The sequence below is a fragment of the Nocardia sp. CA-119907 genome, from assembly GCF_050955995.1.
Classification (GTDB): Bacteria; Actinomycetota; Actinomycetes; order Mycobacteriales; family Mycobacteriaceae; genus Nocardia.
The window spans coordinates 4,864,386-4,883,632 of the sequence record NZ_CP192091.1 but is presented as its reverse complement, the minus strand read 5'-3'; the positions used below and the strand labels follow the sequence as shown (position 1 = coordinate 4,883,632).

Here is a 19,247-nt window from a genome sequence, read left to right as displayed (position 1 = left end):
ACGAAAAGCGTCGTGACCGCATCCGATAAGCTGCCTCAGAAATTCATGGCCAAAATGCTTGCTGTGAGAGATCGTGGCCGCGGCCTTGGGGCCGGCGCGGATCAGAACCCATCGTCCGGTGAGGTCTTCGGGCGAATCCTCTATTCATTCAGTACTGGAGAAAAAATGGCCAACGCGCGAATAATTGGAGCGGCGACAACCTCCTTTGGGCGCTTTACGGACTCTACTATACGGTCACTGGCGGAGCAGGCGGTATCCGATGCGCTAGCGGACGCAGGAGTCTCACCGGACGAAATTGAAAGCGTGTTCTTTGCCAATGGGGTGGCCGGGCTGCTCACCGGTCAAGAAATGATTAGAGGTCAGTCTGCGCTGAGAAATACAGGATTGCTGGGACAACCGCTGGTCAACGTAGAGAATGCATGTGCTTCGGGCTCTACCGCATTTCAGTTGGCGGCAGCAGCTGTGGAGTCAGGGTCTGTTGACATCGCGATCGCAGTGGGTGCCGAGAAACTTTCCCATCCCGAGAAGGCCCGGTCGTTCGCAGCCATCGGTACCGCCATGGACCTGCTTCAGCCCGATGACTTCCGACGGGCAGGAATCGAACTCGGCCCAGATCTCGATTCCGGCGACAGGAGGAGTTCGCCATTTATGGATGTCTATGCTGCGAACACGCGTCGTTTCATGTCCTCCGGTCGAATTTCCGCGACCGATTTTGCGAACGTTGCAGTGAAGAACCGTGAACACGCCGCCCTGAACCCAAAGGCACAGTTTCGCGAGCCACTGACGCGGCAGCAAGTCCTCGACAGTCGCATGGTCTCGGCCCCGTTGACCTTGCTGATGTGCTCACCCATCGGTGATGGCGCGGCAGCTGTGGTGGTTTGCTCCGCCGAGTATGTCAAACGCATCGGCGCCGATTCCGTCACAATCCGCGGCTACACCTTGGTCAGCGGAATCGACCGTGCGGACGGAAGCCTGCCGGCCGTCACTCGAGCGGCGCGCGCAAGTTACGAGAAGGCAGGGATCGGCCCGGAAGACGCGCAGGTCATAGAGCTGCACGACGCAGCTGCTCCAGCGGAACTCATCGCGTACGAAGAACTCGGACTGTGTGAGATCGGCGATGCGGGAAAACTCCTGCACTCCAACCAGACGCGACTCGGCGGTAAGCATGTCGTCAATCCGAGCGGAGGGCTGTTGTCCAAGGGGCATCCCATCGGTGCCACCGGGTTGGCGCAACTGGCTGAACTCACAGACCAGCTGCGAGGTCGTTGTGGCGATCGCCAGGTCCCGAACGCTCGGGTGGCCATCGCCGAGAACGCCGGTGGCTTCCTGGGGAATGATCCGGCAGCCGCCTCGGTCGTCGTGCTGGCTACCTAACTGGAGAACCTCGACCCGCTACGGCGACGACAACAGCACCTGACCAAACACGACATTGCGACTCGCGACGTCTGCCCAGCAGCCTCAAGGGTCTACAGCTCGCTCCCACGGGCCCTGATGAAGGCCATCGCCCGCCGCGTCGGGCAGGTCGGCGCAGGAAAGGAGAGCCCGGCACGTCGCCACCTGACATTCGGTGCTCCTGCTTCGTCGATGTCAGTGGGAACGTTGGGCGTTGTCGACGTCGCCTCGCACCTGAGGCAGATCGATATTCTCCCTGCGCCTCGGTCGTAGATGTAGCGCTTTTGGTGGTTGCATCCAGTCGGTATGTTGAATCAGAAAGACTTCAAATGAGTATCTTCTTATGGGGCCTGCAAGGGGTCCTTGCCGCCGTGGTGGGGATGTCCGGTCTCGGCAAACTAGCGCAGCCAAAGGACAAGCTGGCCGAGACTTACACCTGGATGCAGGATGTGTCCAAGGGGACCGTCTGGTTCATCGGTTTGGTGGAGGTTGTCGGCGCAATCGGACTGATCGCCCCGGCCGCGACCGGTATCGCTCCGGTCTTGACACCAATTGCAGCAGCCGGTCTGGCGATATTCTCGTTGCTTGCCGCCATTCTCCACATCCGTCGCAAAGAGCTGCGTGGCGTGGCGATTGTAGCCATCCTATTCGTTGTGGCTGCGGTGATTGCGTGGGGAAGATTCGGGCCTTACGGGTGGTAGCCCGATTCATCTGTTTGTCTGCGAGGCTCTCGCCGTGAAGGCGTACGGCTCAGCAACCTCGGCCACAAAGTGGTCGGGATAAGTAAATAAGTCCGCGACCTGGATCCGACTGCCGAATCACAATTCGCGAAGGCTATTTGTCGGCTGGTGTCTGGTTTGTTCGTTTGCGAGGAAGGGAAGTGTTATGGCTGTAGATGGGGGCCGTGTTCGGCCTAGTTTTCGTATGAGGGCTGTGACCGCGCTATTGAAGGCGGGTGGTCAGCGGGAGATGCTCGGTAGCGCTGAGGGTTTGCATGCTGCGCTGGTGAAGCGGGACCGGAAGGCCAAGCCGGTGCAGGTTCCGGGTTTTGTGAGCAAGGCGGCCTCGGTGGTGCGTGAGGATGTGGATTCGTGGCCGGTGTATCGGGTGACCCCGAGTGCCGTGGCGGCGGATGTCACGGTGGTTTTCATGCATGGTGGAGGCTTCATCGGTGAGGTCAAGCGGCCGCATTGGAGTTTCGTGCGCAAGCTCAACACCTCGGTACCGGCCGAGTGCGTGATGCCGGTGTATCCGCTGGTGCCGCAGGCGCACGCGATCGACATGGTCGCTACCGCCGCGGAGATCCTGGCCCGCACGATCGAGCGGCGTGGCGCGAAAAATACCATCATCATGGGTAACTCCGCCGGCGCGGGCCTGGCCCTGGCCGCGACGCAGGCTTTGCTGACGCAGGGCAAGCCGCTACCGGCGCGGGTCGTGCTGATCTCGCCGTGGCTGGACATGAGCCTGTCCGACCCGGCGCAGGCGGCGCTGGCCGATGACGACCCGTTCCACCAGGCTCCCGGGCTGGTCGAGATCGGCCGCCTCTATGCCGACGATCTCGACACCCGCGACCCTCGCGTGAGCCCGCTGTTCGGCCCTGTGGCAGGACTACCACCGCTGACCGTGTTCTGCGGAACCAGAGAGATGGCGTTGACCGACGCACGGACCCTGGTCACCCGCGCCCGCGACGCCGGCGTCTCCATCGACTACCACGAAGGCACCGGACTGGTCCACAACTACGCACTCATGCCCACCCCCGAAGGACACGCAGCCACCGACATCATCATCAACGCTTGCCGCCGAACCCACTGAGGCACCCCCGCTTTCCCGGAGGGGCTTCTCTGGATTAGCGGGGGAACCCTCACACTGACAACCGCACCATCACACCCCGCTACCGCGAAAACAACCACGCCAGTGGCCACCAGAGGACTCGGAGCCTGCTGCGGACTTTCTCCCGCTGGCTTCCAAAGCGCTACGACAGGGGCCGCGGGGGTGTCCGGAACAGATCGGCCCGGCGGCTCGCTGGAGAAATTGTCAAAACCTGTGGTTCGGTCTGTTTGGGGCGACGTTCGTTCGGGATCTTCGCGACCGCTTTGGGATATTTCGCGCCGTAATCGATTTCGAACGCTCTCACCGCGAGTTGCGCCTTGGCGTTGTAGATGTACTTCATCGCCGTGTTCGCACCCGAATGGGCGGACTTCGCAAGCGCAGCAAGGACATTCGCGGATTTGTGGAACCAGCAACGGAACCAAAAGCCGCATCCTCGGAAGGGGTAACAGGTGAAGGATCTGGTCGACACCACGGAGATGTACCTCCGTACCATCTACGACCTCGAGGAGGAGGGCGTTGTACCGCTGCGGGCGCGTATCGCCGAACGCCTCGAACAGCGCGGCCCGACGGTGAGTCAGACGGTCGCGCGGATGGAGCGCGACGGTCTGCTCATGGTCGCCGGCGACCGACACCTCGTACTCACCGACAAGGGCCGCGCCGTGGCCGTGGCGGTGATGCGCAAACACCGCTTGGCCGAACGGTTCCTCGTCGACGTGATCGGACTCGACTGGCAGAACGTGCACGCCGAAGCCTGCCGCTGGGAGCACGTGATGAGCGAGGAGGTCGAACTGCGACTGCTCGAGGTCCTCAAATACCCCACCACCTCCCCCTACGGCAACCCCATCCCCGGCCTGGACGAACTCGGCGTCAACTCCCCCAATTCCGGTGAGGAGACCCTGGTCCGGCTCTCCGACCTGCCGCCCGGCCAGGTGTCGGCGGTGGTGGTGCGCCGGCTGTCGGAACATATCCAGGCCGATCCGGACGTCATCGGTCAACTACACAAGGCGGGGGTGGTCCCCGACGCCCGCGTGACCGTCGAGACGAAGCCGGGTGTGGTGATCATCTCGACGCCCGGACACGTCGGTTTCGAACTGTCCGACGAAATGGCCCACGCGGTCCACGGAATGTTGGCTTGATAAGCAAGCGCCGCAAGACCGTCGCCTACCAGCTATCAACGAGATATCTACGGTGACTGACCGGTGTACCAATAGGCGACGCGCGAGTACCGATTCGATTTTCGCAACAAAGAACCTTGTGAGGTGACCAGGATGACTTCCAATATCTCGATTATCGACGAGATCAACGATATGCATTCCGATCTTGCTCGATGGATCGGCTCACCCGATGAATTCGAAGCTCGAAACAGATTCGTGACTCAATTGCACTCCGAATTCTCACAGATTTCCATCGATGGATCGACGCTATCACATCAACAGCTACACTATCTTCTCGATGAAATCGGATACTCGGCACCCGGCATGACGATAGACATTCGCGATGTCAGCGTATTGCATCAATCGACCTATTGTGTGTTGGTACGATTCCGGGAGATTCATCATACCCCAGACCTCTCGTCGTCCCGTCTGGTGACTGCACTGCTGCTAACCGACCCGCTGGGACGAAACGGGTTGAAATGGCGCTTTGTGCACGAGATGGCGGAAGGCGCCTGGGCGCCGTGACACCGGCCGAGCCGCCGAATATCACACGCTGCGCCGACCGCGACGACACCGACTGCGTGCTCGTTCTTGCCGCTGTTAGTATCTCGAGGCACGGCCGGCGCGCCGACTTCCAGAACTTACTCGGCACCCATTTGTCCAGACAGGTGTTGGTTCTTCGGGTTCAGCCATGCCGCGATAGCCGCCAAATCAGCTGAATTCAGCCGAGATTCTCGAGCTTTGGACCGAGCTGGGCACTGTCTGTGGATACCGTGACGACGGTCGCGCAGCGAGTCCAATTCATCTCCGCAGCGGTAGCAATATGTGTTGACCATTTTCTCGGAAACTCTTTCATCCCTCGGCTCGCGCGCAGTCGAGCCTCATGGCCTTCTCTTGACCTCGAATTGTCGCGTTACCTCGAATCACACCGCGGGGGCCACCGCCTTCGCCGGGGATCGTGCAGCGGCGATGGCGACATCGTTTGCACGAGCCCACGGCACAATTCTCCAGCAGTGGGTCCGTGATTGGACCAGCACCAGCTCGAATCAACTATTTCCACAGCCGCTGGCACGGCATTATCGGCAACACCGCATTGACTCGATCGTCTATTGTCACTTTGGCCAGGTAGGCAGCGGCGTCGGCGAAGGCCTCTGCCACGCACCTTTCGGCCCGATAATGAAGCGGCGCACCCTTATCGAGTTGTACAGTGAGGTGGCATTCCACAACGGTTCACCTACATCACTCGGAACTGTTTCCAATGGGCCAAGTGCCTCTACCGATAAACTTCGAATCGATAGCACTGTGCGGGCACCTTGGGCTTGTTATCGAAATGGGCGAGCATTGGCATTCAAGCTGCGGCACGTCCAGACTCTCTCTCCGGTTGCTGCGGCCCGTGCAGCTCGTGAATTTCCAGAACTGGTTTCATCGGTCCTCTGAGGGGACTCGTCAGGCATGAGTGGTGCAGCTACAGCCTGCCTCAATCGAACCTCAGCGCTCATGGGGCACGCGGCCGCAACGCCGACGGTTCGGAGGTGATCGCAGTCGGGCCCGTCGAGTGAGACCGACCTGCTGTCCGACGGATCACGGGAAGACGGAATGTACTCGCCGTACGAAGTGGGATCCGGTTCGGCAGAGCTGAGTCTCGCGTAGATGCGAAAATGCCAGTTCTATATAGAACATTCCTTGTCGGCATTAGAGTTCCTCCGCTGCTTTTCTCACCGCCGCAGCTACTGATCCTCGACCGGCGCGGGCGCTGGTCGAGGTGAGCGCGTGTCAGCGGTAATCGTGCTGTCGACGTCGTCGGCCGAGGCCGACGTGCAGGGTAGGGCTGCCTCAGCAACCGGTCGTGGCGCGGTCCGTCGGCCAGCGGCGATGGCCCCTATAACAGCGGCGACCGGCAGAGCCCAAGGCAGTGAGTTGATCCAGGCAAGGTCGCTGCCGGTCAACGTGGAGTAGTTGAGGATCATCAGGACCAGGCCACCGAACAGACCCATGCCTCCGGCAGCCGGGGCGACGATGCTGCCCCAGATCGACTCGTGCTGACGGTGGCGGCTGAAGTAACCCACGATCGAGGCGGCGGCCACGCCCTGCAGCAGGACGATCCCAAGGACGCCGAGACCGTACAAGCTGATCCCCATGCTCAGATACGGGTCGTGGCCGGTCGCAGTAAAAGCAGTCGTCACTACCGCAACCAAGCCCAGTTGCCACGCGCTCGCGGTCACGGGAGAGCCATACCGCCGGTGAATACGGGCAAGAGAACGCGGAAGCAGACCGTCGCGAGCAAGCGCGACGTGGTAGCGAGCCGTATTGCTGTGGAAAGCGAGGAATGCGGCGAATAGGCTGGTAACCACCAGGATCTCCATAACCTCGGTGAAGCCCTCGCCGACATAGCCGCTGCTGGCGGCGAAAATGAAGTTCTCTGTGTCCGCGCGTGCGGCAGCCTGGGCACCGTCGAACCCATACGCCGAAATCGCCGCCCATGTGGTGATGAGATAGAAACCCGTGATGATGCCAAGCGAGATGTATGTCGCCCGCGGCACGCACCGGCGCGGATCGCGGGCTTCCTCACCATAGAGAGCGGTGGCCTCGAACCCGACGAACGAACCGAACGCGAGCATCAGGCTGACCCCGAAACCGCCGCCCATTACGACAGTCGGTTCGAACACCCGAGGTGAGAAGCCGTGAAAACCGTTGCGCACCAGGATTACGGCATCGAAGGCGAGCAGAATCAGGACTTCTGCTGCCAGCGCGACTCCGAGCACCTTCGCACTGACGGTAACTTCGAAATACGACAACGCCGCCACGGCCACGAACGCGACAACCGCGCAGACCTGCCATGACACGCTGGTGCCCACCAATGCTGTGACCACCTGGCTGCCGAAGTAGGCCACAGCGCCGAAGACACCGACCGCTGCTGCGTTGTAGGAGATCAGCGCCACGTAGGCCGTAGCGCCGCCGACACGGCGCCCGAGGCCCTGCTGTGCGAACGCATAGAAACCACCCGCGCTGACGATCCGTCTACTGACCCGCACATACCCGGCGCTGAACAGCGCCAGGACTGCAGCTGCCACGAGATACGTACCCGGAACTCCGGCACCGTTGCCCCGTGCGATGGAAAGCGTCAGCAGCGCGACCACTACCCCCATTGGGGAAACCCCAGCCAGGACGAAGAAAACGATATCGACTGTGCCCATCGCACCGCCGGCGGTCCGATGCTGCTCGGAAGGAGTGGACTCCAGCATGGCTTTGTCTTCTCTCTACGGCGCGTGTCGGGTCATCCGTTGCCGTGCGCACGCGCAAGATGGTTCAGATAACACAACTTCAAGTCATACGACTGACTGTTGTTCAAGTCACAATAAGGGCGTTTCGGACTGCCTGCAACCCATATGGCAGAATTTCAGTCAAGAGACTGAGAGGGAGTTGCTATGACCTACGTCGAAGCGTCGGTTCGCCGCCAGCAGATGTTGACCGCCGCCCGGGCCGCCCTGGCCCGCAACGGAGTAGCGCGTACGTCTATGCGCGCGGTCGCCGCGGAGGCGGGGGTTCCCCTAGGGACCTTGCAGTACGTATTCCCCACGAAGGAGCAACTGCTGCGCGCGGTCATCGGCGATGTGGTCGATGAGATCGCGGCGGTGCTCGAAGGAGCCGCCGAGCTGGAAAAGGGGCTCGATCACGCAATACGGCGAGGCCTGACCAGCTTCTGGGAGATGCTCGTCGTCGACCAGACCAATCTGCAGATCATGCAATATGAATTGACCACCTACGCCCTGCGCGAGCCGGGCCACGCGAGCCTTGCCCGATGGCAATACGAGCGGTACTCCAGCATTGTCGCCCAGTGGTGCCAACAGGCGGCACACAATGCAGGTGAGACATGCGCAGTTCCGTTCGGCAGGCTCGCCAGAGTGATAGTCGCCTGCATGGACGGCCTCATCATGCAGCACGTGTGCGACCCCAACGAGGTCAGATCACGCGAAGACCTGGAGACAACCCTCGACATGCTCGTTGGGCTGGCCGCAGCAAAACGTCACGCATAGCGCCCCTCAATACCAAGGCGAAGTCCGCCCGGCTGTACTGGTGCTTCGCGTGTTTTACAGGCAATACCGCCCGCGAACACGGCACACACCTCGTCCATCCGGGACCCGAACCAGTTCACACGATAGGAGGACGACTCGCCCCCACGATTTATCTCGAGCCGGTCGTACGTATGAGTTTCACGCCCGTGAAGTCTTGCGGCGATAAGCATCACAGACGTACGCTCGCTAAAGTCAGTCATACGACCGACTTGCGAGAGGTGAGATATGGATACTGTCGACGTCGCCGTGGTAGGCGCCGGACTTGCAGGCTTGAGCGCCGCCCGGAGGTTGTCTGCCGCCGGCCACACTGTGCAGGTACTCGAGGCTCGGAGCAGGGTTGGGGGGCGCACCTTGGGCGGATTCCTCAGCAACGGCGTTCCGGTGGAAATGGGCGGTCAGTGGATAGGCCCAACCCAACAGGAGGTGCTCGACCTCATCGATGAGCTGGGACTACAGACCTTCCCCACTTTCGACAATGGCAGCGCGACAACCGTATTCGATGGGAAGGTCGTGCGATACGACGATGAGACATTCGGGCTCCCTCTGGAGTCTGCATCCGAGGTCGGACGACTATGGGAGCAATTGGAGGCTATGGCCGCGGCTGTCACGTCCGGGTCTCCCTGGGAAAGCCGGGACGCCGCCGTGCTGGATCGGCAGACGCTCGATGCCTGGCTGGTAGCGAACACTCGAGACAGCATCGCGAGGCGATTCTTCCGTCTCCTGGTGCCAGCGTTGTTCTCCGCCGAATCTCCAGAATTGTCATTACTGCATTTCCTTTTCTACGTCAATTCCGGTACCAGCCTGGCAACGCTCGTCGCGACTACCGGCGGCGCTCAGGAAACGCGAGTGGTTGGCGGCACCCATCAGATCAGCGAGCGCATGGCCGAAGACCTGGGCGATGCTGTCCGGCTGGATGCCGTGGTACGGACCATTCGCCAGGACGAGAACGGCGTGACCGTCGAATTCGAAGGCGGCAGCGTGCGAGCGCAGCAGGTGATCGTTGCAGTTCCACAAACATTGGCAGGGCGAATTCGCTACCTGCCACCTCTGCCCGCGCTTCGTGACGGACTCACGCAGCAGATGCCAGCAGGGTCGGTGATCAAGTTCCAGGTTGGTTACGACAGCCCGTTCTGGCGGAAAGACGGCCTCAACGGATTCGTTCTGAGTCTCGATGACGAATTCAGTGTCGTCCTCGATAATTCCCCGCACGACTCCTCCTGCGGTGTACTGGTCGGTTTCCTGGAGGGCGCGCACGCGCGCGTCGCCAACCGCAAGACGGCCGAGGAACGCCGCGAACTCATCGTGACAGCACTTGTCAAGTATTTCGGCCCGAAAGCAGCGCATCCGTTCGACATCGTGGAGCAGGACTGGACCGCCGAGGAGTTCACCCGCGGCTGCTATGGCGGCCGACTCGCCGCCGGTGTCTGGACCCAATACGGCACCGCCCTGGCCGAGCCGGTCGGCCGCATCCATTGGGCCGGAGCAGAAACCGCCGACACATGGAACGGCTACATGGACGGCGCGATTCGCTCCGGCCATCGTGCCGCCGACGAAATCCTCACCACGCTCCCATGGAAGACGAGCGGCGCGTCCCCGGTCGAGACGGAGATCCGAGAAAGATGACAGCCAACCATGCCGCCAGCAGCCCCGCGCTGGACATCGATGCCGTCGTTCACCGGCTCGCCGCAGGAGAGGGCGCCTGGGGCGCCACATCCTTGAGTCAACGTCGAGATCTACTCCTGGAAGTCTGCGCGGCGACCGCGATCCACGCACAGGAATGGGTCGACATCGCCACCTGGATCAAGCAGCTTTCGCCTGACTCGCCGCTCGTCGGAGAGGAATGGATCAGCGGACCGTACGCCCTGATCGGATACGCCCAAGCGCTCCAGACCAGCCTGCTACGACTGGTAGAGGGGTCCAGCATACTGGATGGCTACCGGCTCGGGACCGCACCGGGCGGGCGTCTCACCGTCCAAGTACTTCCGCACGGGATGTTCGACAGATTACTCCTCAACGGTTTTCACGCAGAACTGTGGTCGACGCCGGGCACCACCGAAGCAGAGCTACGCGCGGCCGCCGGACTCGGCCAGAGGACGCCCGAACAGACCCGCGGTGTCGCACTTGTCCTCGGCGCCGGAAACATCTTCTCCATCCCGCCACTCGATGTTTTGTACCAGCTCTACGCCGAAAACCGCACGGTGGTGCTGAAACTCAACCCGACTACCGACGCGCTGGAGGAAGTCTTTCGAGCGGTCTTCAAACCGTTGATCGACCGCAACCTGGTCGAGATCGTCACTGGTGGACCGGCCGTCGGTGCAGCGCTGTCGAATCACCCCGGTGTGGCGGCTGTCCACATGACTGGGAGTGAGACCACGCACGACGCGATTGTCTGGGGATCCGGACCGGCAGCCGTCGCAGCGAAAGCCGCCGGTACACCGGCCCTTGGCAAACCGATGACCAGCGAACTCGGCGGCATATGCCCAACCATTGTCGTGCCCGGCAAATGGTCCACAGCCGATCTCAGGTTTCAGGCCGAACACGTCGCTACCCAGCGCCTGCACAACAGCGGCTCGAACTGTATAGCCACGCAGATCGTCATCCTCAGTTCCGACTGGGCGCAAAAGGACGAGTTCCTCAGTGAGCTCAGGCAAGTGCTGGGCAACGCTCCTACCCGACCGACCTGGTATCCAGGCACCGCGGACCGCATCCGCTCCGCCCGCGTCCTGCACTCAGCCGCTGAGCGATTCGGCACCGGGCGCACACTATTGACCGGGCTGGACCTGACCGACCCGAACGAACCGGCTTTCTCCACCGAGTATTTCGGCCCGGTGCTCGGAATTGCCGAGATACCCGGCACCGGCGCTGCATTCCTCGACAACGCAGTCGCCGCCGCCAACCGCCGACTGCACGGCACCCTCGGCGCCAACCTCATCGTTCATCCGAAGACAATCGCCGAACTCGGTAGTCGACTTCGTACGGCCATCGCCGAACTGCGCTACGGAACGGTGGGCGTAAACGCCTGGACGGCGGTCGGCTACCTCACCCCCCGAGCCACGTGGGGCGCCTTTCCCGGACACACCCCCGAAGACGTGCAGAGCGGAATCGGCGTGGTGCACAACGCCTTGCTCCTCGACCACATCGAACGCACCGTCGTCACGGGGCCTTTCCGGCCCGCCCCTCGATCGGTTCTGCACGGCGAAATGACCATGTCGCCCAAGCCACCCTGGTTCGTCACCAACAAAACCGCAGCCACAACTGGCCGCAGACTTACCGAATTCGCTGCACACCCAAGCTGGCGCGCACTCCCCGCCATCTTCGCATCCGCCCTACGCGGCTAACCCCGGCCTGCGCACGCGCGCAGGGCGCCGACAGGCAAACGCGGCACCCGACAACGCAGGCATCGACGCACCTGATCGAGTAACTCAGTCATATGTATTGAAAGTCCGAACTGGTTGCGGCCTAAGCTGCTACCACTTACCGTTTTATGGTCGAGTCATACGACCGACTTCTCGGAGGTTAATGTGAGTTCATTCACCACGCGCCCCACCTTGCGGGGCAGTTTCGGGATGGTGTCGTCCACGCACTGGCTCGCGTCGGCGGTGGCGATGGCGATTCTCGAAGACGGCGGAAACGCGTTCGATGCTGCTGTTGCCGGGGCGTTTGTGCTTCATGTCGTCGAGCCGCATCTGAACGGCCCAGCCGGTGAGGTGCCGATCATTCTCGCGCCGACGGGCGAAGAGCCCAAGGTGCTCTGCGGACAGGGTCCCGCACCTGCGGGGGCGACGATCGAGCATTACACCGACTTGGGCCTTGATCTGGTACCGGGGACAGGTCCCTTGGCTGCGGCAGTACCGGGCGCGTTCGACGCTTGGATGTTGCTTCTGCGTGACCACGGAACCAAACGGCTCGCCGAGGTTATGGCATACGCCATCGGGTACGCCGAGCACGGACACCCCGTTCTCGAAGATGTCGCGGTGACGATCTCCACGGTGCAGAATCTGTTCGAGACCGAGTGGACCACCTCCGCCACGGTGTATCTGCCGTCCGGGAAACCCCCCGCGCCTGGGCAATTGCTGAAGAATCCAACCCTGGCGCAAACCTGGCGGCGGTTACTGGCCCAGACCACGGGTATGGGCCGTGAGGAGCAGATCGAAGCGGCCCGGCGAATTTGGCGAGAGGGGTTCATCGGCGAGGCGCTGGCCTCCGCAGCGACGCAACCCGTCATGGACACTTCAGGTGAGCGCCACGCGGGCACTCTGACGGGTGACGATTTGGCGAATTACGCTGCGACGTACGAGGAACCGGCAACCTACACCTGGAATGGCTGGACGATCGCCAAGCCCGGCTTGTGGAGTCAGGGTCCGGTCTTCCTGCAACAGCTCGCCCTGCTACCCGACCAGCTGAACTACGGAACGGCCGACTACTACCACACCCTGATCGAGAGTTCGAAACTTGCCATGGCTGACCGCGAGGCCTGGTACGGCGACAGCGCAGACATAGCGTTGGAGGCCTTGCTCTCACCGTCCTACAACACCGTGCGACGTGGCCTCATCGGCCCGGACGCGTCCTACGAACTGCGCCCAGGTAGCCCGGCCGGCCGTCCCCCCCGACTGAGTCGACATGCGATATCTACTGCACCAGCACAGATTCCACTGGGTGCCGGAGAGCCCACGGTCTCCCGCAGCGGGGCGACGCGTGGCGACACCTGTCATATCGATGTCGTGGACCGATGGGGAAATATGGTCGCGGCTACCCCTAGCGGTGGCTGGCTACAGTCGAATCCAGTAGTGCCGGAGCTGGGGTTCCCACTCGGCACACGACTGCAGATGGCATGGCTGGAACCCGGCCTGCCGAACTCCCTTGCACCCGGCCGTCGCCCGCGCACTACCCTCAGCCCATCGCTGGCCCTGCGAGACGGGGAACCCGTTCTGGCGTTCGGTACGCCCGGCGGCGATCAACAGGACCAATGGAGCATTCACTTCTTCCTGGCCGTCGCACTCCGCGAAAAACATTGTGGCAGTTGGGATCTGCAGGGCGCTGTCGACGCGCCCAACTGGCACAACGACAGCTTCCCCGGCTCGTTCTACCCGCGCTCGATGACCCCAGGAGGCGTAGTCATCGAGTCCCGCGTGGGAGATGGTGTCCTCACCGAACTCCGCCGGCGCGGCCACCGCATCACCGTGAACGAACCGTGGTCCGAGGGCCGGCTCTGCGCCGTCGCCCGCGACCCCGAAACCGGTCTTCTCTCTGCAGCCGCCAACCCACGCGGCATGCAAGGTTACGCGATCGGTCGCTGAACAACGTCACCCCGATGACTGGACAAGCGACAGTGCACGGGACATGGGCATTCCACCACATCCATCCATCGACCAGAGAGAAACAAAATCGTGAAAAGACAACCGATAACGGACGACAACGCAAAACCACTGAATATCGGTGTAGGCATGGGGTTGAGCGCAGCGGATCCCGCACCAACCGAATCGGGGGCTGCCCCGCAAGGCCGGACGAGCCCAGGATCCGACCTGGACGCTACCGCATTGCAGTCCGCGCTCGACGCGGTACACCGCGCGGGAATACCTGGGGTATTCGCCGAAGTACGGTCCGCCGGGCAAGTATGGTCCGGTGCCTCGGGCGTCGCTGATGTCGCCAGCGGCCATCCCGTGAGTGCAGATATGTGGCACCGGGCCGGCAGCATCACCAAAACCTTCACCGCCGCCGCGGTCCTCCTGCAGGTAGAACAAGGCAGAATCTCGCTGGACACATCGATTGGCCAGTTCCTCCCGCACCTGGTCCCGGGAGAACGCGGCAACAAGATCACCGTTCGGATGTTGCTCAACCACACCAGCGGATTGGCTGAGTACTTTCCCCGCGCGTTTCCGTCCTTGGGGAGCTTCCCCGCGCTACTGGGCATGTCGCCAGAAAGCATCGACGACAATCGGTTCCGCCAGTTCCACGCGAGCGAACTGATCGAGATGGGAGTATCGGCAGCGCCAGTCGGCGAGCCGGGCGGTACCCCAGGCGTCTACTCCAACACCAACTATCTGCTTCTCGGTCAACTGCTCCAACAGCTCACCGGTATCACTGCCGAGGAGTGCATTACTCGCGATGTGATCGAACGGGCAGGGTTGCAGCGCACCAAGTTTCCGGACGACGTACGCATCCAGGGGCCGCACTCGAAGATGTACGAGGCCTTCTTCGGATTGGCCGAACCTCCTCGGGACTACAGCGTCTACAACATGTCGTGGGTTCCCACAGGTGCAGGCCTGCTGTCGACCGTCGATGACCTCAATGTCTTTTACAGCAAGCTGCTCGCCGGAACGATCGTGAGCCCATCTTCGCTGGCCCAAATGAAAGAAACGGTTCCGGTCATCGCGCAGAACGGACAGACGATCGAGTACGGACTCGGTCTACATCCGACCGAGCTCCCGAAGTGCGGCCTTTGTTGGGGCCACTCCGGCACAGTCTGGGGGGCCGAAACCATCTCGCTCACCCGCGCCGACGGCCGACGGCAGATGTCCATCGCGATGAACCTGGCCCGTTGGAACCGGCTGGACTCTTCGGGAATTCCGCAGCCACATGCCATCGACGAAGCACTCACGCGATTCAAACAGCGGTCTCTATGTGGATAGGCAAAACGCTCGAGTCAACCAGCACCGCGGCCGGCAGCTGAGTGCAAAACAAGGCTGCAACGTTTGCTACCAGGTACACGCAGGACAACAAGGTCGTGATCGACCGGCAGTTCGTTCATTACCTCGCCCCCGCGTAATACAGCGCTCCATGCCCACGGCGACGCTCTACCGCACGTGATCGGCGAAGGCCGCCCGCCTGTCCGGCGAATCATCAAGCAAGGCAGACGGTTCGGAACCCGAGATCAACAATCAAGTTTGGGCGTGATCGGCACCTCGGCGAAGTACAACAGGGTCATGTCGACCAGTGCGTCGACATCGGCGTCGACCATCGGCTCGCCGGTCATTCCCATCCGATGCAGTAAGGTTCCGACGACGGCGTCAATGAAGAACAGGACCCGGTTCTCTGGCTCGCCGAGCGCTTCTTGCAGTGCTAGGCGATACGGGTCCTGCAATCGCGCGGACAGCACCTCGCGAAGGGCGGGATCGCTGACGGCATCACTGAATACGCCCGCGAACGCGTCGCCGACTCCGGGTTCGCCGATCTTCGCCGCGATCCACCGGATGGCCGATGCCATCAACTCGGCGCGACCCGAGCCCTCCAGCGGCACCGGGCCGAACGCATCGAGCAGGCAGTCCACGATCAGCGCGCCCTTCGACGGCCACCGTCGGTAGATCGTGGTCTTCGCAATGCCAGCCGCGGCAGCGATGCGGTCGACGGTGGCGCGCGCGTAGCCGAGTTCCTGGACGGTGCGCAGCGTTGCCGCGAAGACCTCGGCATTGACGCCGGCGCGAGGGCGACCGGGCTGTCTGGCGGACGTGGTCGCTCGGCTCATGGACACATGATACCTAATTGCGCTACCTTGAGTATCGATACCTCTGGTAGCGTAATTGAGGATTCGAGGAGGACAACCATGAGCGAGACCGAGGCGATCGAGCGACCCGCACAACCGGATTGGTTGGCGACGACGGATGCGGAACTGATCGCATACCGCAACGCGGAGAACCGTTTTCGCGCGTCTGACCAAGCGCGGGTGGTCACCGGACTTCCGGATCCTGACGCCGAGATCCAATGGCAGCAGTTGGCGCTGCCCGGCCGTGATCTCCAGGTCCGGGTGTACCGGCCGTCGCGTGGTCGCGGGAACCGAGCCGATCTGCCGCTCGTGCTGCACGTGCACGGCGGCGGCTTCGTGGGCACGGCGGTGCAGAGCGACTGGGTGAACAGTCATCTCGCCGCGCAGCTGCCCGCAGTCGTCGTATCGGTCGAGCATCGCCTGCTCGACTCGGAAACGCCACTGCGGGCGGCCGCCGACGACGCCTGGGACGTCATCGAGCATGTGGTGCGACATGCCGCGCAGTGGGGCATCGACTCGTCGCGGACCGCCCTTTTCGGCGAGAGCTGCGGCGCCTTGATCTGTGCCCTGGCGGCGATCCGGGCCAGGCAGACCGGCCTGGTACTGCGAGCGCAGGTGCTGGTGAACCCCGCTGTCGAGGTAACCGAGACGATGTTCGATTATGCCTCGATCTCCGAGTGCAGCGACAGCCCGACCCTCGCCGTGCCGGTGTTGAAGTTGTTCCAGCGCTTCGCCGTTCCGCCGGGAACCGATCCTCGTACACTATCGCCGCTGTATGCCGACCTGAACGGGCTGGCCCCGGCGCTCGTAGTGGTGCCGACCGATGATCTGGTGGCCGATCACGGGCGCTCCTACGCCGAACAACTCCGCACCGCGGGAACGCCCATCCGGCTGGCCGAATACCCCGGCGCGCCACACGCTTTCCTCAGCATGCCGGGCGTCGTGCCGCAAGCGGAGGCGGCGCGGGCGGAGATCAGCGAATTCCTCCGAGCTCGCCTCGGTCAACCGCGGTGACGGTGAATGTGGGGCTTGCGCATCGTCTCGATCGCGGCCGGTGGATCAGTTGTCCGCCGTCCGGCATGACCAGGCTGTCGGCGGCATTGCAGAACGGCAAAAGTTGACGATGGACGCGCCGGACCGTGTTCGGACGGGAGAGTGTGTATGAGCGAGCGGCTGCGCATTGATCCAGGCGAGCTGCGAGAAGCCGCGACCGAACTCCTCGCCCGCGCGGAGGAGGCGGCGCGTGCACTGGCGGAGTTGAAGGCCGACCTCGCCCGCGAAGGAGAATGCTGGGGCGATGACGAACCCGGCAAGGCGATTGCCGAGTCATATGTCCCTGGCGCGGAACAGAATATGGCGGCTCTCGAGGACCTCGTCCAGAATGTCCACGCCCTGAGCGCCAACCTTCGAAGCGCCGCCGAGAGTTTCGAAGGTGCGGATCGCGAAGGGGGCTCCGTCGTGCGAAACACGGCCCCGGAAACCGGGGAATACGGTGTCGCTACGACGGAGCAGGCGACCTGGAACGACCAACCGAACCGGTCCGTCGCGTCGCCCCTGCGAACACCCTGGGGTGGAATCGGCACCGCCCCCGCTGTAGAACGGACTTCCGGATCACCGTCGCAGGCCGACACCAGCGGGGGCACCCAGCAGCACGTCCCGGACCCATTCGGCGGCTCCCCCACCGGGACAGCCTCTCCCGCAAGCAATTCCGGCGGCATTACGGATCACGCGGCCCCAGGAGGCGCCAACTCCAACGGTGACGATTCAGGCGGTGCCGACGGTATCGATCAACCGCAGACATCGGACCGGCCTACAACTTCCGAGCTGAACTCGTCCGCGTCGCAGCAGAGTCCGGCCCCGCTGCTGTCCGACCGACACCCGATGTCCGATCGTGGAGGAAACGCGCGCACCCCGGCCGCAGCGACCCCCGAAGCACCGCGTATCCGGAGTGCCTCCGACCCGGCCGTGTCGCAGAGACCGGGTACACCCTGGTCGAATCCGAGCGCCGGAACATCGCCGGAGCAGCAAGCGCCGCCACGGATCTCACCGCCTCGCCGCCGCGAGGCACCGAAGCCATCCGCGACACCCGAGCAGCGCAAGGAACCGGCTCCGGCATCGCCGCCGCCGCGGGTGACCGACGAGGAAGCGATGCGGATCATCACCGCCATGGCGGTCCGTCACAACCTGCGGATCACCGGATTCGAGGAGTCGCGGATCACCGCGCAGACCGCCCAAGAAATCGCGGACGCCGTCGACACCGTGCTCACCGGATACTCGATCGCCCTGCACGGCATCGAGGTAGCCGACACGGACGACGCCCTGTCCGGTGTCGAGAACCGGGCAGCAGTCCAGACGTCGCCGACGGCCGAAGCACCGCTGCAACCGTGGATCATCCTCGACCGCCGTGCTGTCGTGAATCCCGGTCTGCTGTCCGGGAGCGACCGACCACGAGAGCACTCCGCCGCCGAAGCGCACCAGCCGATGCACGCGCGGATGCTACGCGAGTTCGGCCGAGTGGCCGATCTCGCTGGCGGATTCCGTGCCCGGCCAATCGCCCAGCGTGCCCTGATCACCGAATACCTGCGCGCCACCGGCGCCGAAGGCCGGACGCTGGGAGACATATCCGACGGGTATCGACGCTGGCGCGGTGGGCTCGGCGACCACTGCTTCGACGGCGGAGTGCTCAATCCCGGCCGTGCACTGGCAGAGGGTTTCGCCGTCGTCGAAGAGCGCGGGGGCCAGGCGCCGGGTCCGCATCAGGTTTTGCACCGCTTACTGCTGGTCATGGCGCGGGCGGACCTGCGATGAGCCCCACAGAGGGCACAGGAATCGGAGAGGACACAGGAATGGACCGATGGAAGCGTGAGGGCCTGCGTTCCGCCAACAGCGGGTTGCGTAGCCAGGTCGAGGGGCTGATCGATTCCTACGAAGAACAGCAGCCCAGGCTCGCCGAGATCCACCGGCGGCTGGAAACCCTTCGCCTGCAAGCCAGTTCCTCCGAGGGGTCGGTCCGGGCGACCGTCGATGCCAATGGCGTGCTCACGGATTTGTCGCTGACCGCCGCCGCACTGCGCAGGCCGCCGGATGAACTCGGCCACATGATCGTCGAGGCGGTGCAGGCGGCCGCGCGCCACGCCAGGGAATACAGCGATGAATCCGCGGCGGCAGTCGCCGTAGTCCTCGACGATGAACCGGACCTCACCGACATCCTGGGTGAAGGGCCCACACTCCGTGATATCCGCGAATTCTTCCGAGGCACCTACACGCCGGGCGGGGCGGCCTCGTGATCGGAGCGTGGCGCCACGAACCCGCTCATTT

The 19,247-nt window shown here is 63.0% G+C and carries 15 protein-coding genes and 1 pseudogene; 13 read left to right on the top strand and 3 right to left on the bottom strand.

The genetic code is table 11. The annotated features are described in order from the left end of the window. Positions 1 to 12 precede the first annotated feature (12 nt). The 3 genes from ACQP2D_RS21460 to ACQP2D_RS21450 all read left to right on the top strand — a co-directional run bounded on the left by ACQP2D_RS21460 (position 13) and on the right by ACQP2D_RS21450 (position 3,204). On the top strand, positions 13 to 1,374 hold the full coding sequence (locus ACQP2D_RS21460) for a thiolase family protein (RefSeq protein WP_433677696.1): 1,362 nt from the start codon (positions 13 to 15) through the stop codon (positions 1,372 to 1,374). Positions 1,375 to 1,721: 347 nt separating this feature from the next. Then, positions 1,722 to 2,093 (top strand): DoxX family protein, encoded by a 372-nt coding sequence (locus ACQP2D_RS21455; RefSeq protein WP_433677695.1) that lies wholly within the window; start codon positions 1,722 to 1,724, stop codon positions 2,091 to 2,093. A gap of 223 nt (positions 2,094 to 2,316) precedes the next feature. Beyond that, positions 2,317 to 3,204, top strand: a complete 888-nt coding sequence (locus tag ACQP2D_RS21450) for an alpha/beta hydrolase fold domain-containing protein (RefSeq protein ID WP_433677694.1) — start codon at positions 2,317 to 2,319, stop codon at positions 3,202 to 3,204. A 256-nt stretch (positions 3,205 to 3,460) separates the two neighbouring features. Here ACQP2D_RS21450 and ACQP2D_RS21445 read toward each other — a convergent pair. Beyond that, positions 3,461 to 3,637, bottom strand: a pseudogene (locus ACQP2D_RS21445) (IS256 family transposase); the annotation flags it as partial. Between the two features lie 34 nt (positions 3,638 to 3,671). Here ACQP2D_RS21445 and ACQP2D_RS21440 point away from each other — a divergent pair. Then, the gene (locus ACQP2D_RS21440) at positions 3,672 to 4,358 is read left to right on the top strand and encodes an iron dependent repressor, metal binding and dimerization domain protein (protein WP_433677693.1); all 687 of its coding nucleotides are present in this window, start codon (positions 3,672 to 3,674) and stop codon (positions 4,356 to 4,358) included. 132 nt (positions 4,359 to 4,490) lie between these two features. Further along, entirely contained in the window at positions 4,491 to 4,901 is a 411-nt protein-coding gene (locus ACQP2D_RS21435) for a hypothetical protein (protein WP_433677692.1), read from the top strand. A 1,202-nt stretch (positions 4,902 to 6,103) separates the two neighbouring features. Here ACQP2D_RS21435 and ACQP2D_RS21430 read toward each other — a convergent pair. Next, entirely contained in the window at positions 6,104 to 7,618 is a 1,515-nt protein-coding gene (locus ACQP2D_RS21430; RefSeq protein WP_433677691.1) for an APC family permease, read from the bottom strand. A gap of 183 nt (positions 7,619 to 7,801) precedes the next feature. Between ACQP2D_RS21430 and ACQP2D_RS21425 the strand changes: the two genes are divergently transcribed. The 5 genes from ACQP2D_RS21425 to ACQP2D_RS21405 all read left to right on the top strand — a co-directional run bounded on the left by ACQP2D_RS21425 (position 7,802) and on the right by ACQP2D_RS21405 (position 15,078). Continuing rightward, complete coding sequence (locus ACQP2D_RS21425) at positions 7,802 to 8,410, top strand: TetR/AcrR family transcriptional regulator (protein WP_433677690.1); 609 nt, start codon at positions 7,802 to 7,804, stop codon at positions 8,408 to 8,410. A gap of 264 nt (positions 8,411 to 8,674) precedes the next feature. Then, positions 8,675 to 10,072 (top strand): flavin monoamine oxidase family protein, encoded by a 1,398-nt coding sequence (locus tag ACQP2D_RS21420; RefSeq protein WP_433677689.1) that lies wholly within the window; start codon positions 8,675 to 8,677, stop codon positions 10,070 to 10,072. Next, positions 10,069 to 11,787, top strand: a complete 1,719-nt coding sequence (locus tag ACQP2D_RS21415) for an aldehyde dehydrogenase family protein (RefSeq protein WP_433677688.1) — start codon at positions 10,069 to 10,071, stop codon at positions 11,785 to 11,787. Before ACQP2D_RS21420 ends, ACQP2D_RS21415 begins: the two co-directional genes overlap by 4 nt. A gap of 183 nt (positions 11,788 to 11,970) precedes the next feature. Next, on the top strand, positions 11,971 to 13,746 hold the full coding sequence (locus ACQP2D_RS21410; protein WP_433677687.1) for a gamma-glutamyltransferase family protein: 1,776 nt from the start codon (positions 11,971 to 11,973) through the stop codon (positions 13,744 to 13,746). A 240-nt stretch (positions 13,747 to 13,986) separates the two neighbouring features. Beyond that, entirely contained in the window at positions 13,987 to 15,078 is a 1,092-nt protein-coding gene (locus ACQP2D_RS21405) for a serine hydrolase domain-containing protein (RefSeq protein WP_433677686.1), read from the top strand. Positions 15,079 to 15,320: 242 nt separating this feature from the next. Here ACQP2D_RS21405 and ACQP2D_RS21400 read toward each other — a convergent pair whose 3' ends face one another. Further along, positions 15,321 to 15,911, bottom strand: coding sequence for a TetR/AcrR family transcriptional regulator (locus ACQP2D_RS21400; protein ID WP_433677685.1), 591 nt, complete (start codon positions 15,909 to 15,911; stop codon positions 15,321 to 15,323). 78 nt (positions 15,912 to 15,989) lie between these two features. On the opposite strand from ACQP2D_RS21400, the gene ACQP2D_RS21395 reads away from it, so the two are divergent. From ACQP2D_RS21395 to ACQP2D_RS21385, 3 genes are all read left to right on the top strand, one after another. Then, entirely contained in the window at positions 15,990 to 16,943 is a 954-nt protein-coding gene (locus ACQP2D_RS21395; RefSeq protein ID WP_433677684.1) for an alpha/beta hydrolase, read from the top strand. A gap of 147 nt (positions 16,944 to 17,090) precedes the next feature. Then, positions 17,091 to 18,737, top strand: a complete 1,647-nt coding sequence (locus tag ACQP2D_RS21390; RefSeq protein WP_433677683.1) for a WXG100 family type VII secretion target — start codon at positions 17,091 to 17,093, stop codon at positions 18,735 to 18,737. 38 nt (positions 18,738 to 18,775) lie between these two features. Further along, positions 18,776 to 19,216 (top strand): YbaB/EbfC family nucleoid-associated protein, encoded by a 441-nt coding sequence (locus ACQP2D_RS21385; RefSeq protein ID WP_433677682.1) that lies wholly within the window; start codon positions 18,776 to 18,778, stop codon positions 19,214 to 19,216. Positions 19,217 to 19,247: the final 31 nt, after the last annotated feature.

Coding starts and splice junctions, on each gene's coding strand:
- ACQP2D_RS21455 (WP_433677695.1), top strand. CDS start 1,722: ATGAGTATCTTCTTATGGGGCCTGCAAGGGGTCCTTGCCGCCGTGGTG.
- ACQP2D_RS21450 (WP_433677694.1), top strand. CDS start 2,317: ATGAGGGCTGTGACCGCGCTATTGAAGGCGGGTGGTCAGCGGGAGATG.
- ACQP2D_RS21435 (WP_433677692.1), top strand. CDS start 4,491: ATGACTTCCAATATCTCGATTATCGACGAGATCAACGATATGCATTCC.
- ACQP2D_RS21430 (WP_433677691.1), bottom strand. CDS start 7,618: ATGCTGGAGTCCACTCCTTCCGAGCAGCATCGGACCGCCGGCGGTGCG.
- ACQP2D_RS21425 (WP_433677690.1), top strand. CDS start 7,802: ATGACCTACGTCGAAGCGTCGGTTCGCCGCCAGCAGATGTTGACCGCC.
- ACQP2D_RS21420 (WP_433677689.1), top strand. CDS start 8,675: ATGGATACTGTCGACGTCGCCGTGGTAGGCGCCGGACTTGCAGGCTTG.
- ACQP2D_RS21415 (WP_433677688.1), top strand. CDS start 10,069: ATGACAGCCAACCATGCCGCCAGCAGCCCCGCGCTGGACATCGATGCC.
- ACQP2D_RS21400 (WP_433677685.1), bottom strand. CDS start 15,911: ATGAGCCGAGCGACCACGTCCGCCAGACAGCCCGGTCGCCCTCGCGCC.
- ACQP2D_RS21395 (WP_433677684.1), top strand. CDS start 15,990: ATGAGCGAGACCGAGGCGATCGAGCGACCCGCACAACCGGATTGGTTG.
- ACQP2D_RS21390 (WP_433677683.1), top strand. CDS start 17,091: ATGAGCGAGCGGCTGCGCATTGATCCAGGCGAGCTGCGAGAAGCCGCG.
- ACQP2D_RS21385 (WP_433677682.1), top strand. CDS start 18,776: ATGGACCGATGGAAGCGTGAGGGCCTGCGTTCCGCCAACAGCGGGTTG.